We start from the raw sequence: 14,078 nt of genomic DNA on the forward strand, positions 1-14,078 counted from the left end.
CCCGCCCGGCCCCGCGTCCCCGCCGTGCCGCCGCCTCCGCCCCGCCCCGCTCTTCCGCCCCGCACCCCCGGAGTCCGTACGCCCATGTCCACCGCGCCCGCGCCCGCGACCCTGCTGGGACGCCTCCGCCGCACCCCGTTCTGGGTCCAGATCGTCGGCGGCCTCGTCCTCGGCCTGCTGCTCGGCTGGATCGCCCGGTCCAACGACGTGTCCTGGCTGACCACCACCCTCGACACCATCGGCAAGACCTTCGTCCAGTTGCTCAAGCTGGCCGTCCCGCCGCTGGTCTTCACCGCGATCGTGGTCTCGGTCGCCAACCTGCGCAACGTCACCAACGCCGCCCGGCTGGCCACCCGCACGCTGTTCTGGTTCCTCGCCACCTCGCTGATCGCGGTCGCCGTCGGTCTCGGCCTCGGTCTGCTCACCGACCCCGGCAAGGGCGCCAACCTCTCCACCAAGGGCCTCAAGGGCGTGGAGAAGGGCGGCACCTGGATCGACTTCCTGACCGGCATCATCCCCACCAACATCGCCGACGCCTTCCTGAAGGTGAACGTCCTCCAGATCGTCTTCCTCGGCGTGGTCGTCGGCGCGGCCGTCCTCAAGCTGGGCGCGAAGGCCGACCCGGTCCGCAAGCTCTCCGAGGCCGTCCTCGAACTGGTCCAGACCGCCCTGTGGTGGGTGATCCGGCTCGCCCCGCTCGGCACCCTCGGCCTGATCGGCAAGTCCGTCGCCGTCTACGGCTGGGACCTGCTCAAGCCCTTCTCCACGCTGACCATCGACGTCTACGTCGGCTGCGCGATCGTCCTGTTCGGCGTCTACTCGCTGCTGCTGCGCTTCGTGGCCGGCCTCAACCCGCTGAACTTCTTCAAGGGCGCCTGGCCCGCGATCCAGCTGGCCTTCGTCTCCCGCTCCTCGGTCGGCACCCTGCCGGTCACCCGCCGGGTCACCGAGCGGCTCGGCGTGCCGTCCGAGTACGCGTCCTTCGCGGTGCCGTTCGGCGCCACCACCAAGATGGACGGCTGCGCCGCGATCTACCCGTCGCTGGCCGCGATCTTCGTGGCCCAGGTGTACGGCATCGACCTCGGCGTCCAGGACTACCTGCTGATCGCCTTCGTCTCGGTGATCGGCTCCGCGGCCACGGCCGGCCTCACCGGCGCGATCGTGATGCTCACCCTGACCCTCTCCACCCTCGGCCTCCCGCTGGAGGGCGTCGGGCTGCTGCTCGCCATCGACCCGATCCTCGACATGATGCGCACCGCGACCAACGTGGCGGGGCAGGCGGTCGTCCCGATCCTGGTCGCCGCCCGCGAGAAGACCCTCGACCTCACCGCCTACAACAACCCCACCGGCGACCTCCTCGCCGAGGACCGCCCGGCCGTCCCGGCCCAGGCCACGACCGAACCCGTCGCCGCCTGACCGAGACATCCCGAAGGCCCGCACCCCACCGAGGGGGTGCGGGCCTTCGCACGTTGGAGTGAGTTTCCTTGGGAGGGTGCGGCGCGGTCGGTAGCGTGGGGGCGACTGAAGGAGGGGCCGATGAGTGCACTGCCCGGCGGTGAACGTCCGTACAGCTCGGTCGACCCGGAGCAGGCATTGAAGTACGCGATCCAGCACCATGCCGGTGATCGCGTCCAGATCGTGGAAGGAGTCATCGAGCCGATGTCGCCGGGGTGGGACCACGAGACGATGGCGGATGACATCCGTTACCAACTGTTCGGCAAGGTCCGGGAGATGGGCTGCGTGATGGGCGCAGGCGATCTCGACTTGCCAGGATCGAGCAACTGGTACATCCCCGATATCGCGGTTGTCCCCCGGGCACTCTCCAAAGGTGGTGCCGCGCTGCTGCCCGACCAGACGCTGCTGGTGGTCGAGGTGACGTCCGATTCGAACGCGGACACCGACCGGGTGGTGAAGCGGCGGCGGTACGCCGAGTACGGGGCGCCGCTGTACCTACTGATCGACCGGCAGGACCGGGCCTGCACGCTGTTCTCCGAGCCGGGGGCGCTCGGGTACACCAGGGCGGTCGGGCCGCTGCCGTTCGGGGAGCCGATCGAGCTGCCGGAGCCGTTCGGGCTGCGGGTGGACACGTCCGGGTTCTGAGCGGGTGGGTCAGCGGGGCTTGGCGTGGCGGATGCGGAGGCGGCCGAAGCCGGTGGTGCCGGTGAGGCGGATGGTGGGGCCCGGGGTGGGGGAGGGGTGGCGGGGGGCTCGGTAGCGGAGGCCCTTCCAGCCCGGGGTGAGGCCGTCGAGGTCGACGGTGGCGTGGTGCGGGACGGTGATGGTGGCGCGGCCGAACTCCAGGCGGAGTTCGATGTCGACCACGGGGTGGTCGATGATCGCGCGGCCCAGGTCGAGGCGGACCTTGGCGAAGGGGGAGACGACCGTCAGGGTGCGCGGGACGCGCCAGGCGCCGCGGCGGTCGATCCGGCCGGCGACGGCGGTGAGGGTGGTCGGGGCGGCGACCGGGGCCGGGGCCGGGAGGTCGTGCAGGACGGCGTCGAGGTCGGCCCGGGTCGCCGCAGTGAGCGCCTGGTGGATGCGCTGCTCCCACTCGTCCCGGGTGATCCGTTCCTCGCTGTACGCCTGCTGGAGCCGTTCGGCGGCCGCGTCGCGCTCGGCCGCGCCGATCCGGGTCCGCGGGCTCTCCGGGAGTGAGGTCACCCGTGCAGCGTAGGCGGGGGCCGGGGGCGGGTGGGAGCTCCGGGGAGAATCTGGACGTGTGTCCAGCTATGCTGGACACCTGTCCAGAAGAGGAGGCGGCGACATGGAGCTCGCGGCGGCGGTGCTGGTCGGCCTGGTGGCCCTGTTGCACGGGTACATCCTGGTGCTGGAGATGTTCCTCTGGGAGCGCGCACCGGGGCGGAAGCTGTCCGGGTTCGACGCCGAACTCGCCCGGCGGACAGCCCCGTTGGCGGCCAACCAGGGCCTGTACAACGGCTTCCTGGCGGCCGGTCTGCTCTGGGGCCTGCTGGCGGGGGACCTGACGGCGTTCGGGGTGCGGGTGTTCTTCCTGTCCTGCGTGCTGGTCGCGGGCCTCTACGGCGGGCTGACGGCGAACCGCCGCATCCTGGTCGCCCAGGCCCTCCCCGGCGCGGTCGCGCTGGCCGCCGTGCTGGCGGCCGGGTGAGCGCGGCCGGCGACCCGCGGGCCGAGCGGACCAGGGCGAAGCTGCGGGCCGCGCTGCTCGCGGAGTGCGCCGACCGCCCGCTGGCCGGGCTGACGGTGGCGGCGGTCGCCCGCCGGGCCGGGGTCGGCCGGGCCACCTGCTACCTGCACTACCCCGACCTGGCGGCGCTGGCCGTGGACGCCTGCGCCGAGGTGGTCCGGGAGGCGGTCGAGGCGCTGCACGCCTGGCGCGGTGTCGCGGACCCGGCCGCCCCGCCCGCGGACCTGCTGGAGTTCTTCGACCGGGTCGGCGGGCACGCCGGCCTCTACCGGGAGCTGCTGGCCCCGGGCGGCGGCGGTCCGCTCGGCCCGGTGCTCCACCGCGAGCTGCGCGAACGCAGCCGCCGGGAGCGCGAGTTGGCGGGCGCCCCGGACGCCCCCCTGATCGCCTCGGCGGTCGCCGGCACCTTCACCGGCGTCCTGGCCGACTGGCTGCACGGCCTGGTCGACGAACCCCCGGCCGCGGTCGCCTCCCGGGTCTGGCGCCTGCTGATCGGCCTGCACCGCACCCCGCTGGCCTGAGCCCGCGGACGGGGCGGGGGTTCCGGGGCCGGGCGGGGCGGGGCAAACGGGCGGGGCGGGGCAAAAAGGCAGGGGGCCCGCCCGGTGGCGAGCCCCCTTGGAACTGCTACTCGTACGGACCCGAGGGGCCGTGAGCGATCAGTGAGGAGGTGTTTCTCAGACGGGGGTGACGTTCTCCGCCTGCGGGCCCTTCGGGCCCTGAGTGACGTCGAAGCTGACCGCCTGGTTCTCCTCCAGCGAGCGGAAGCCGCTCGCGTTGATGGCGGAGTAGTGGACGAAGACGTCGGGGCCGCCGCCCTCCTGGGCGATGAAGCCGAAGCCCTTCTCGGCGTTGAACCACTTGACGGTTCCGGTCGCCATACCGTTCTCCTTGCGAGGGACGTTGTGGACACCACACCTTGTGGCGCCCGGGTCCGCTGCGCTGATCGCCCCGCCTCCGGACGAGTCCGGAGTTTTTTCGCACAGTGCTTCAATCAATGCTCAATTGACGCCTGATACTGCTGAAAAATTACAAAAAGCCTGCGGTTACATGCTCCGCAGGCTCCAAGTACTGCAAGGGGAATCAAACTGCAACTGAGGGAGACGGTAGCACGCGGTGGCTGCCCCGACCAGGGGTGAACCGGGGTGTCGGACGGTGTGTCGGAGGGCGGGTGCGAGCCCTCCGGAGCGGCGGGCATACCCTGCCGGGAGAGCACCAACGGCAAGGGAGCACACGGTGAGCAGTCGGGACTCCGAACGGCCCGCGACACGGTCCGCGACACCGCCCGGGACGCAGCCCGTGACCGCGGTCAGGCCGCGGGTCGGGCACATTCAGTTCCTCAACTGCCTGCCCCTCTACTGGGGGCTGGCGCGGACCGGGAACCTGCTCGACCTCGACCTCAGCAAGGACACCCCGGAGAAGCTCAGCGACCGCCTGGTCGCCGGCGAACTGGACATCGGCCCGATCACCTGCGTGGAGTACCTGCGCAACGCGGCGGACCTGGTGGTGCTGCCGGACATCGCGGTCGGCAGCGACGGCCCGGTGATGTCCTGCGTGATCGTCAGCAAGGTGCCGCTGGCCGAGCTGGACGGCCGCCGGGTCGCGCTCGGGTCGACCAGCCGGACCTCGGTGCGGCTGGCCCGGCTGCTGCTGGAGGAGCGCGAGGGCGTCCGCCCCGAGTACTTCTCCTGCCCGCCGGACCTGGACGCGATGCTCGCCGAGGCGGACGCCGCCGTGCTGATCGGCGACCCGGCGCTGCGGGCCTCGCTGGAGCAGGCCCCGCAGCAGGGACTGGCCGTGCACGACCTCGGCGCGATGTGGAAGGAGTGGACCGGGCTGCCGTTCGTCTTCGCGGTCTGGGCCGCCCGCCGCGACTACGCCGAGCGGCACCCCGACCTGACGGCCGCCGTGCACCGGGCCTTCCTGGAGTCCCGGGACCTCTCCTCGGCGGAGGCGGACAAGGTCGCCGAGCAGGCCGCCCGCTGGGAGGCGTTCGACGCCCCGCTGCTGGCCAAGTACTTCGGCGAGGCGCTGGACTTCTCGCTCGGGGAGCGGCAGTTGGCCGGCATCGCCGAGTTCGCCCGCCGGATCGCGCACGACAGCGGCTTCGCCCCCGACGTGCCGGTCCGGCTGCTCGCGCCCGCGCCCGCGGCGGCCCCGGCAGAGATGGCCCCGGTGGCCTGAGCGGACGGCGGCCCGGCGGCCCGGGCGGACGATCCCCCGATCCGGTGCTGGGCCGACGGCCGCTTTGGGATGATCGGACCGCAGCGGACGGGCAGTGGCCGCAGCGCACGGGCAGTGGAGGGGGACGGGCATGGAGCGGCTGACGGCCGAGGACCCGGCGTCGATCGGCGACTACCGGCTGCTGCGGCGGCTCGGCGCCGGCGGCATGGGCCGGGTCTACCTCGGGCGCACCGCCGGCGGGCGCACCGTCGCCGTCAAGGTGGTGCGCGCCGAACTGGCGGACGACCCCGAGTTCCGGGCCAGGTTCCGGCAGGAGGTGTCCGCGGCCCGCCGGGTCGGCGGCCGGTGGACCGCGCCCGTGCTGGACGCCGACACCGAGGGCCCCCGCCCCTGGGTCGCCACCGGCTTCGTCGCCGGGCCCTCGCTCGGCGAGGCCGTCCGCACCGCCGGACCGCTGCCCACCGCCTCCGTGCACGCCCTCGGCGCCCGGCTGGCCGAGGCGCTGGAACAGGTGCACGCGCTCGGCCTGGTGCACCGCGACGTCAAGCCGTCCAACGTGCTGCTCACCCTGGACGGCCCCCGGCTGATCGACTTCGGGGTGGCCCGGGCGCTGGACGCCGCCGCGGCCCTCACCCACAGCGGCTACGTGGTCGGCTCGCCCGGCTTCATGTCGCCCGAGCAGGCCGCCGGTGCGCCGGTCGGCCCGGCCGGCGACGTGTTCTCGCTCGGCACCCTGCTGGCCTTCGCCGCCACCGGCACCGCCCCGTTCGGCGAGGGCGTCAGCGCCGCCGTCCTGCTCTACCGGGTGCTGCACGAGGAGGCCGACCTCGGCGGCCTGGACGGCGAGTTGCGCGCCGCCGTCGCCGCCTGCCTGGCCAAGGACCCGGCGCACCGGCCCACCCCCGCCGAACTCCGCGACCGGCTCGCCCCCGGCGCCGCCACCGGCCCCGACGGCTGGCTGCCCGCCCCGCTGGCCGCCGCCGTCGGCCGCACCGCCGTCGAACTGCTCGACCTGGAGGGCGACGGGGCCCCGCCGGTGTTCGCCGACCGGGTGGCCACCGCGCTCGACGGCCCGCGCGGCGGCAGCGGCTCCGCGCCCGAGGCGGTGACGGGCCGTCACGCCCCGCGCGGGCGGCGGACCCTGGTAGTGGCCGCCGCCGTCGCCGTGCTGCTCGGCGGCCTGTACGGCGGGCTCGCCGCCACCGGCCACCTGCCGTGGAGCGCCAGGACGCCCGGGGCGAGCGGCAGCCCCGGGTCGGACGGCGTCGCCCCCTCGCCGTCCGACACCGACACCGACGGTGCCGACGGCGGGAGTTCCGACACCGGGAGCCCCGCGCCCGAGGACAGCGCGGCCGACAGCCCCGCCCCGTCCCCCGCCGGGACCCCGGACGGGAGCACCGCGGAGGGCACGCTCAAGGAGCTGCCCGCAGCGTTCGTCGGCACCTTCAAGGGCACCATCACTACCAAGATCGTCCCGCTGCCGTCCACCTTCACCGTCGCGCTCAAGGCGGGCAAGGTCGGCGAGGACGTCGGCCGCACCAGCAACGCCTCCCAGCTCAGCAGTACCGTCTGCCACGGCATCCTCACCCTGCTGTCCGCCGGGCCGGAGCGCGTCCAGCTCCAGGAGCGCCCCGACGGGCCGCAGGCCGGCTGCACCGGCGCCGCCGAGAAGCAGACCTACACCCTGACCGACGGCGGCCTGCACCTCGCCGTCACCGGGGCCCCGCTCGGCTCCGACCCGGAGGGCGACCTGCACCGGCAGTAGGCACCGGCCGTAGGCACCGCGTGGGCCTGGGCCGGGCCGGAAATACGCTGGCGTAGGCTGGGCCGGTCCGCCCTCTCGAAGACGAAAGCAGGACCGCCAGGTGTCCGAGAAGAACCTTTCCGCCGCCCAGCTGCAGGCCGTCCTGGACCGTGCGGCCGAGGGGGGCCGGATCACCGCCGACGAGGCGCTGGAGCTCTACCGCTCCGCCCCGCTGCACGCCCTCGGCTCGGCCGCCGACGCGGTGCGCCGGCGGCGGTACGCGGGCGTCGAGCACATCGCCACGTACATCATCGAGCGGAACATCAACTACACCAACGTCTGCGTGACGGCGTGCAAGTTCTGCGCGTTCTACGTGCCGCCGAAGAGCGACAAGGGCTGGTCGCGGGAGCTGGACGAGATCCTGCGCCGCTGCGCGGAGACGGTCGAGCTCGGCGGCACCCAGATCATGTTCCAGGGCGGGCACCACCCCGACTACGGCGTCGAGTACTACGAGGAGAACTTCGCCGCGATCAAGGCCGCGTTCCCGCAGCTGGTGATCCACTCGCTGGGCGCCTCCGAGGTCGAGCACATGGCGAGGATCTCCGGCGTGTCGGTGGAGGAGGCGATCACCCGGATCCACGCCGCGGGCCTGGACTCGTTCGCCGGCGCCGGCGCCGAACTGCTGCCGGAGCGGCCGCGGAAGGCGATCGCGCCGCTCAAGGAGTCCGGCGAGCGCTGGCTGGAGATCATGGAGACCGCGCACCGGCTGGGCGTCGAGTCCACCTCCACCATGCTGATGGGCACCGGCGAGACCAACGCCGAGCGGATCGAGCACCTGCGGATGATCCGCGACGTGCAGGACCGCACCGGCGGCTTCCGCGCCTTCATCCCCTACACCTACCAGCCGCAGAACAACCACCTGAAGGGCTCGACCCAGGCCACGGTCTTCGAGTACCTGCGGATGATCGCCATCGCCCGGCTCTTCCTCGACAACGTCGCCCACATCCAGGGCTCCTGGCTCACCACCGGCAAGGAGGCCGGCCAGCTGTCCCTGCACTACGGCGCGGACGACCTCGGCTCGGTCATGCTGGAGGAGAACGTGGTCTCCGCGGCCGGCGCCAAGCACCGCTCCAACCTGCACGAGCTGATCCACCTGATCCGCACCGCCGGCCGGGTCCCCGCGCAGCGCTCCACCACCTACCAGCACCTGCGGGTCCTGGACGACCCGGCCAACGACCCGGTCGACCCGCGGGTCGCCTCGCACATCGCCTCCACCGCGATCGAGGGCGGCACCGCGCACCCCGAACTCACCATCCTCGCCACCAACTGACGCCCCGCGCAGCGATGCTGACCCTGCACCGGGCCGCGCTGCTGCTCGCCGACCCCGCCGGGAACGCACCGCCCCTGACCGACGGGGCGGTGCTGGTCGACGGGGCCGTGATCACCGCGATCGGCCGCTACGCCGAACTGGCGGGCGCCGCGCGGGTCCGCGAGTGGCCCGGCCTGCTGCGGCCCGGCCTGGTGGAGCCGGAGGCCGGTCGGCTGCTCGACCACGCCTACCACCCGGACCCGCGCGAGGAGCTCGGCGACCGGCCGCTGGAGCCGCCGCCGGGCCTCACCGACGCGCAGTGGGGCGGCAGCGCGCGACGCGGCCTGCAGCGGATGCTCGCCCGCGGCACCACCGCCGTCGTCGGGCCCTTCACCAGGCCCGCCGTCCGCACCGCGGTGGCCCGCGCGGGCCTGCGCGTCCTCCCCGGCTCCCCGGCCGGGGAGACCCACCGCGTGCTCGCCGTCGGCGGGGCCGCGGACTTCGCGGTCTTCGCGGACGAGGTCTGCCAGGTGACCGTCCTGGACGGGCGGATCGTCTTCCGGCGGCGCTGACGCTCTCCGGTACACGCTGGGTGATCAGGGGCCCGGGGACAGTGGGGCGCTACGGGGCTTTCGCCGAGGGCCTTCGGCCCGAAACGGGGTGGCGCCCAGCGGCCTGTGGGACGCCCGCCCCTCGGCGCCGCCGTTCCCCGGGCCCCTGGAGCTCCGCTCCCGCGAAGCCCCGCGGGCCCTGATGGGGCTTCCCGGTTCTGACTGGCCGTGACCTGAGGACCCGCCAGCGGTTACCATCCCGGTTCAGACCTTCGTCGAGACCAGGAACAGGACGCAATGCGAGCCGCAAGCCCCGATCGTGCGCGGAGGAGACCCGCCCGGGGCTGGTACGTGGGGGCGGTGCTGAGCGCGGTGGTCGCGGTGGGGATGTGCCTGCTGGGGTGGCGGCAGGCCGACCAGGCGGACCGGATCGACGCGCACCCGGTGCGGGTCGAGGGCACGGTGACCCAACTGCCGGGCGGCAGCGGGTCGTACAGCCAGGTCGCGTACCTCGCGGACGGGCGCCGGCTGACCGCCGCCGACCTGTGGCTGCCGGAGGGCGCCCAGCTCGGCGACCCGGTGTGCCTGGAGCGGGCGGCGGACGACCCGGGGGCGGTGCGGGTGTGCGGGAAGACGTACCCGCAACCGGTGGGCGTGGGGCTGGCGCAGACCAGCGTGCCGACGGCGGCGCTGCTCTGCCTGCTCTGCCTGTACCGGATCCGCCGGTTCCGGCGGGCGCACCCGGCGGCGGAGGCGGAGGGCCGCGGTTTCACGGTGGCGTTCGCCGCGGAGGGCATGCCCGCGCTGACCAACGGGAAGCGCTCGCGGCGCCGCCGCAAGGGGGGTCGCCGCGCCCTGCGGTGAGCCCTGGTGACGGCTGCCCCGGTCGCAAGGTGAACAATGGGGGCGTGACCCGAGCCCATCTGGACAAGCAGCCGCAGGACGTCGCCGCCATGTTCGACGATGTCGCGGCCAAGTACGACCGCACCAACGACGTGCTCTCGCTGGGCCAGGCCCGGCTCTGGCGCCGCGCGGTGGCCGACGCGGTGGGGGCGGTGGCGGGGCAGCGCATCCTGGACCTCGGCGCCGGGACCGGCACCTCCTCGCTGCCCTTCCTGGAGGCCGGCGCGGACGTCGTGCCGTGCGACTTCTCCCTCGGCATGCTGACCGAGGGCAAGAGCCGGCACCCCGAACTCGCCCTGACGGCGGGCGACGCGACCCGGCTGCCGTTCGCCGACGACTCCTTCGACGCGGTGACGATCTCCTTCGCGCTGCGCAACGTCCAGGAGCACGAGCAGGCGATGCGCGAGATGCTCCGGGTGACCAAGCCCGGCGGCAAGCTGGTGATCTGCGAGTTCTCCACCCCGACCTGGACGCCGTTCCGGACGGTGTACACCGAGTACCTGATGCGGGCGCTGCCGCCGGTGGCGACCCGGGTCTCCTCCAACCCGGAGGCGTACGTGTACCTGGCCGAGTCGATCCGGGAGTGGCCGGACCAGCCCGAGCTGGCCGCGCAGTTGCAGCGCGCCGGGTGGTCGAAGGTGGCCTGGCGCAACCTGACCGGCGGCATCGTGGCCCTCCACCGGGGCTTCAAGGCCCCGTAGACTGCGAGGGTTCGGCACCCCGTCCGCCGGAAAGGCGTCATGACGGGGCGTCGGCCCCGACTCCGTGACCCCGACGCGCTCAGGAGAGAGCCCCGTATGACCGAGATCGCCGTCGAGTCCACCGCCGACGTCATCGTGGTCGGTGCCGGTCCGGCCGGTTCCACCACCGCGTACTGGCTGGCCCAGGCGGGCCTGGACGTCCTGCTGCTGGAGAAGAGCGAGTTCCCCCGCGAGAAGGTGTGCGGCGACGGCCTGACCCCGCGCGCCGTCAAGCAGTTGGTGGACATGGGGATCGACGTGTCCGCCGAGAACGGCTGGCTGCCCAACAAGGGCCTGCGGATCATCGGCGGCGGCGTCCGGCTGGAGCTGGACTGGCCGGACCTCGCCGCGTACCCGGACTACGGGCTGGTGCGCAAGCGCGCCGACTTCGACGAACTGCTGGCCCGGCAGGCGCAGAAGGCCGGCGCCCGGCTGTACGAGGGCTGCAACGTGAGCGGGCCGGTGCAGGACCGGACCGGCCGGATCACCGGCGTGACGGCGAAGCTCGGGCCGGAGAAGCGCGAGGTGGAGTTCCACGCGCCGCTGGTGGTGGCCGCGGACGGCAACTCGACCCGGCTGTCGCTGGCCATGGGCCTGCACCGGATCGAGTCCCGGCCGATGGGCGTCGCCTACCGGACGTACTTCACCTCGCCCCGGCACGACGACGACTACCTGGAGTCCTGGCTGGAGCTGTGGGACACCCGGGGCGGGCAGAAGAAGCTGCTGCCCGGCTACGGCTGGATCTTCGGCATGGGCGACGGCACCTCCAACGTGGGCCTCGGCATCCTGAACTCCTCGCCCGCCTTCGGCGACCTCAACTGGCGCGAGGTGCTGAAGAGCTGGTGCGCCAGCATGCCCGAGGAGTGGGGCTACACGCCGGAGAACATGACCGAGCCGATCCGCGGCGCCGCGCTGCCGATGGCCTTCAACCGGCAGCCGCACTACACCCGGGGCCTGCTGCTGGTCGGCGACGCCGGCGGCATGGTCAACCCGTTCAACGGCGAGGGCATCGCCTATGCGATGGAATCCGGCCAACTCGCGGCGGGCGTCATCGTCCAGGCGATGGCCCGGATCACCCCCGAGGGCCGGGAGCGCGCGCTGGCCCGCTACCCGCAGACCCTCAAGGACACCTACGGCGGCTACTACACGCTCGGCCGGGCCTTCGTGAAGCTGATCGGCAACGACAAGGTGATGCGGATCGCCGCCGAACGCGGCCTGACCCACCCGGTCCTGATGAAGTTCGTCCTCAAGCTCCTCGCCAACCTCACCGACCCCACCGGCGGCGACGTCGCCGACCGCATCATCAACGGCCTCACCAAGGTGGCGCCGCGCGCCTGACCTCCAGGCTCCGCGAAGGCGGCGGGCGGGCGCGGAACGCGCCGGCCCGCCGCCTTCCGCGTGCGGGCGACGAGGGCCGGACGGAGCGGTCAGACGTGGACGGTCTTCACCACGGGGGAGCCCGGTAGTTCTTCGGCGGCCTTGCACAGGGCCGGGATGTGCGACCGGTCGGAGGTGACGAGCAGGACCGGTGGGGTGCAGAGGGCCGCGGTCGCCACCACGAGGGCATCGACCAGGCACTCGTGCCCGTCGAGGCCGGAGGTGTCGAGCAGGTGGGCGGCGGTGTCCATCACCGCGTCGGTGACGGGCTTCACGTCGAAGCGGGAGAGCAGGAACCGGAGCCGGTCGGCGGCGGGGCCGCTCCGGCGGACCTCCAGCGGCGTCAGGGCGGAGAGCGCGACCCGGCGGCCGGTGCGTTCGGCCACCTCGATGCGCGCCCGCATGCCCTCGTCGCCGTCGACGTGCAGCGAGAGCCCCTGGGCGTCCAGGACCAGGGTGCCCTCGTTCCTGGCCTTGACCTTGAGGCGCTTGCTCACCACTCCTGTTCCGCCTGTTCCAGCGCCTCGGCGGACACGGGGCCGAACTCCTCGCGGTCGGCGGCGACGACCTCGCGGAGCTTCTGGGCGGCCAGCCATTCTTCCAGGGCTTCGGACACGACGGAGGAGAAGCCGGTCCGGCCGGTGCGCTCCTCGACTTCGTTGATCAACGACTGGGCCAGCGACACCGACCGCTTGCCGGCGCGCTCGTGACTCTTGCGGGCGGGGACAGTCATACCCAAAAGGTAGCACCGCTGGTAGGAAAAAATACCGCCCGGGGCCTTGCCGGACGGTGGGGGCGGGCGTGGAAAGCGCTTGCCCGGCGGCTTTCGGGTGCGGGAGGGTGGCGGCTCCAGTCCGTTCGGTGTTGCACGGGCCCGTGTCGGTCTTTCCGGGAGCCGTGCTGTGGCTGTTGTCTCCGTCGATGTCCGTCCGCGTGTGGTGCGGGACCTGCCGTTGTTGATGGTGGCGGTGGTGTGGGGGTCGAGCTTCCTGGTGGTGAAGGAGGTCGCGGGGCCGGGGACGGTGGTGGCGGTGCTGGTGCTGCGGTTCGGGCTGGTGCTGCCGGTGCTGGGGGTGGTGGCGTGGCGGCGGCTGCGCGGGCTGACGGCGGGGCAGTGGGGCGGCGGGGCGCTGCTGGGGCTGGTGCTGGGCGGGATCTTCCTGCTGGAGACGTACGGGGCGGTGCACACCTCGGCGACCAACGCGGGGCTGGTGATCAGCCTGACCATGGTGTTCACGCCGCTCGCGGAGGCGGCGCTGCGCCGGTCCGCGCCCTCGGCGGGGTTCCTGGCGGCGGCGGGGCTGTCGGTGCTGGGGGTGGCGCTGCTGACCGGGAACGGCGGCCTGCGGGCCCCGTCGGCGGGTGACCTGCTGGTGCTGGGCGCGGCGGTGGCGCGGACGGTGAACGTGCTGGCGACGGCCCGGCTGCGGTCGGTGCGCGGGGTGGACGCGCTGGCCCTGACCTGGGTCCAACTGGCTTTCGCCACCCTGGTGTTCGGGTTGGCGGCGCCGTTCGCCGGGCCCTCGCCGCTGGCAGTGGCGGCCGGCTTCGACCTGCGGAGCTGGGGCCTGCTGCTGTACCTGTCGCTGCTGTGCACGCTGTTCGCGTTCTTCGTGCAGCTCTGGGCGGTGCGGGCGAGTTCGCCGTCCCGGGTGAGCCTGCTGCTGGGGACGGAGCCGCTCTGGGCGGCGGTGTTCGGGATCGCGCTGGCCGGCGACCGGCCGGGCCCGCTGGCGCTGCTGGGCGGGCTGGCGGTGCTGGCGGGCACCGAGTGGGGACGCCGGGCTGCGGTGTGACGGCGGCGTGACGGCGGGGTGGCGCCGGGGGCCTTGAGAGCTTGTGAACGAAGGGTCAAGCACCCGGGGCCGTGGGTCCACCGGCCGGGTGAGATCCACTATCACGTAAACATGATCACTCGAAATTTGCCTTGAACGGCCGGAATTGATATGAGCCGTGGTCGAACGGCAGACCTTTCGCGGTGAATTGCGACCTTGTGTGATCAAGTGCCTGCTGAGTGTGGATTGATGGCGATCGATGCCGTTCCGACCGGCTTCGTCGGGTGGCGAAGATCACAAAGATCATCGGGAACTGCGTGTCGCAGATC

The 14,078-nt window shown here is 73.2% G+C and carries 16 protein-coding genes; 12 read left to right on the plus strand and 4 right to left on the minus strand.

Translation table 11 applies throughout. From position 1 onward, the window contains the following. Nucleotides 1-84 precede the first annotated feature (84 nt). Complete coding sequence (locus tag ACIOHG_RS22485) at nucleotides 85-1,416, plus strand: dicarboxylate/amino acid:cation symporter (protein WP_400953314.1); 1,332 nt, start codon at nucleotides 85-87, stop codon at nucleotides 1,414-1,416. 120 nt (nucleotides 1,417-1,536) lie between these two features. After that, a complete protein-coding gene (locus ACIOHG_RS22490) occupies nucleotides 1,537-2,100 on the plus strand; it encodes a Uma2 family endonuclease (RefSeq protein ID WP_400953316.1) in 564 nt (187 codons plus the stop codon). A 9-nt stretch (nucleotides 2,101-2,109) separates the two neighbouring features. On the opposite strand, the gene ACIOHG_RS22495 is transcribed toward ACIOHG_RS22490, so the two are convergent. Beyond that, nucleotides 2,110-2,661 (minus strand): DUF1707 domain-containing protein, encoded by a 552-nt coding sequence (locus ACIOHG_RS22495; RefSeq protein WP_400953318.1) that lies wholly within the window; start codon nucleotides 2,659-2,661, stop codon nucleotides 2,110-2,112. A 103-nt stretch (nucleotides 2,662-2,764) separates the two neighbouring features. On the opposite strand from ACIOHG_RS22495, the gene ACIOHG_RS22500 reads away from it, so the two are divergent. Next, nucleotides 2,765-3,127 carry a DUF1304 domain-containing protein gene (locus tag ACIOHG_RS22500; protein ID WP_400953320.1) on the plus strand — a complete coding sequence of 121 codons (363 nt, stop codon included), beginning with the start codon at nucleotides 2,765-2,767 and terminating at the stop codon, nucleotides 3,125-3,127. After that, a complete protein-coding gene (locus tag ACIOHG_RS22505) occupies nucleotides 3,124-3,687 on the plus strand; it encodes a TetR/AcrR family transcriptional regulator (protein WP_400953322.1) in 564 nt (187 codons plus the stop codon). The genes ACIOHG_RS22500 and ACIOHG_RS22505 overlap by 4 nt, the downstream gene beginning before the upstream one ends. Nucleotides 3,688-3,843: 156 nt before the next feature. On the opposite strand, the gene ACIOHG_RS22510 is transcribed toward ACIOHG_RS22505, so the two are convergent. After that, the gene (locus ACIOHG_RS22510; RefSeq protein ID WP_003998944.1) at nucleotides 3,844-4,047 is read right to left on the minus strand and encodes a cold-shock protein; all 204 of its coding nucleotides are present in this window, start codon (nucleotides 4,045-4,047) and stop codon (nucleotides 3,844-3,846) included. Nucleotides 4,048-4,465: 418 nt separating this feature from the next. On the opposite strand from ACIOHG_RS22510, the gene ACIOHG_RS22515 reads away from it, so the two are divergent. The 7 genes from ACIOHG_RS22515 (at nucleotide 4,466) to ACIOHG_RS22545 (ending at nucleotide 11,935) form a co-directional block, all read left to right on the plus strand. Then, nucleotides 4,466-5,350: a menaquinone biosynthetic enzyme MqnA/MqnD family protein gene (locus ACIOHG_RS22515; RefSeq protein ID WP_400953324.1), complete on the plus strand. Its 885-nt coding sequence runs from the start codon at nucleotides 4,466-4,468 to the stop codon at nucleotides 5,348-5,350. 130 nt (nucleotides 5,351-5,480) lie between these two features. Continuing rightward, a complete protein-coding gene (locus ACIOHG_RS22520; RefSeq protein ID WP_400953326.1) occupies nucleotides 5,481-7,115 on the plus strand; it encodes a protein kinase in 1,635 nt (544 codons plus the stop codon). Nucleotides 7,116-7,215: 100 nt separating this feature from the next. Next, nucleotides 7,216-8,424: a cyclic dehypoxanthinyl futalosine synthase gene (gene mqnC / locus ACIOHG_RS22525; RefSeq protein ID WP_400953328.1), complete on the plus strand. Its 1,209-nt coding sequence runs from the start codon at nucleotides 7,216-7,218 to the stop codon at nucleotides 8,422-8,424. A 14-nt stretch (nucleotides 8,425-8,438) separates the two neighbouring features. Beyond that, entirely contained in the window at nucleotides 8,439-8,975 is a 537-nt protein-coding gene (locus ACIOHG_RS22530) for a hypothetical protein (protein WP_400953330.1), read from the plus strand. A gap of 276 nt (nucleotides 8,976-9,251) precedes the next feature. Beyond that, nucleotides 9,252-9,818, plus strand: a complete 567-nt coding sequence (locus ACIOHG_RS22535) for a hypothetical protein (RefSeq protein WP_400953331.1) — start codon at nucleotides 9,252-9,254, stop codon at nucleotides 9,816-9,818. Nucleotides 9,819-9,862: 44 nt separating this feature from the next. Next, complete coding sequence (locus ACIOHG_RS22540; RefSeq protein WP_400953333.1) at nucleotides 9,863-10,558, plus strand: demethylmenaquinone methyltransferase; 696 nt, start codon at nucleotides 9,863-9,865, stop codon at nucleotides 10,556-10,558. 96 nt (nucleotides 10,559-10,654) lie between these two features. Beyond that, nucleotides 10,655-11,935, plus strand: coding sequence for a geranylgeranyl reductase family protein (locus ACIOHG_RS22545; RefSeq protein WP_400953335.1), 1,281 nt, complete (start codon nucleotides 10,655-10,657; stop codon nucleotides 11,933-11,935). An 89-nt stretch (nucleotides 11,936-12,024) separates the two neighbouring features. On the opposite strand, the gene ACIOHG_RS22550 is transcribed toward ACIOHG_RS22545, so the two are convergent. Both ACIOHG_RS22550 and ACIOHG_RS22555 read right to left on the minus strand, forming a co-directional pair. Next, a complete protein-coding gene (locus tag ACIOHG_RS22550) occupies nucleotides 12,025-12,471 on the minus strand; it encodes a DNA-binding protein (protein ID WP_400953337.1) in 447 nt (148 codons plus the stop codon). After that, nucleotides 12,468-12,707, minus strand: coding sequence for a hypothetical protein (locus ACIOHG_RS22555; protein WP_400953339.1), 240 nt, complete (start codon nucleotides 12,705-12,707; stop codon nucleotides 12,468-12,470). The genes ACIOHG_RS22550 and ACIOHG_RS22555 overlap by 4 nt, the downstream gene beginning before the upstream one ends. 169 nt (nucleotides 12,708-12,876) lie before the next feature. On the opposite strand from ACIOHG_RS22555, the gene ACIOHG_RS22560 reads away from it, so the two are divergent. Next, nucleotides 12,877-13,770 carry a DMT family transporter gene (locus ACIOHG_RS22560; RefSeq protein WP_400953341.1) on the plus strand — a complete coding sequence of 298 codons (894 nt, stop codon included), beginning with the start codon at nucleotides 12,877-12,879 and terminating at the stop codon, nucleotides 13,768-13,770. Nucleotides 13,771-14,078: the final 308 nt, after the last annotated feature.

It is taken from the genome of Kitasatospora sp. NPDC088134, assembly GCF_044741705.1.
Lineage (GTDB): Bacteria > Actinomycetota > Actinomycetes > Streptomycetales > Streptomycetaceae > Kitasatospora.

Bases quoted from the DNA above. Each gene is read 5' to 3' on its own strand.
- ACIOHG_RS22510 (WP_003998944.1), bottom strand. From the start codon at position 4,047: ATGGCGACCGGAACCGTCAAGTGGTTCAACGCCGAGAAGGGCTTCGGC.
- ACIOHG_RS22485 (WP_400953314.1), top strand. From the start codon at position 85: ATGTCCACCGCGCCCGCGCCCGCGACCCTGCTGGGACGCCTCCGCCGC.
- ACIOHG_RS22520 (WP_400953326.1), top strand. From the start codon at position 5,481: ATGGAGCGGCTGACGGCCGAGGACCCGGCGTCGATCGGCGACTACCGG.
- ACIOHG_RS22545 (WP_400953335.1), top strand. From the start codon at position 10,655: ATGACCGAGATCGCCGTCGAGTCCACCGCCGACGTCATCGTGGTCGGT.
- ACIOHG_RS22490 (WP_400953316.1), top strand. From the start codon at position 1,537: ATGAGTGCACTGCCCGGCGGTGAACGTCCGTACAGCTCGGTCGACCCG.
- ACIOHG_RS22500 (WP_400953320.1), top strand. From the start codon at position 2,765: ATGGAGCTCGCGGCGGCGGTGCTGGTCGGCCTGGTGGCCCTGTTGCAC.
- ACIOHG_RS22555 (WP_400953339.1), bottom strand. From the start codon at position 12,707: ATGACTGTCCCCGCCCGCAAGAGTCACGAGCGCGCCGGCAAGCGGTCG.
- ACIOHG_RS22535 (WP_400953331.1), top strand. From the start codon at position 9,252: ATGCGAGCCGCAAGCCCCGATCGTGCGCGGAGGAGACCCGCCCGGGGC.
- ACIOHG_RS22530 (WP_400953330.1), top strand. From the start codon at position 8,439: ATGCTGACCCTGCACCGGGCCGCGCTGCTGCTCGCCGACCCCGCCGGG.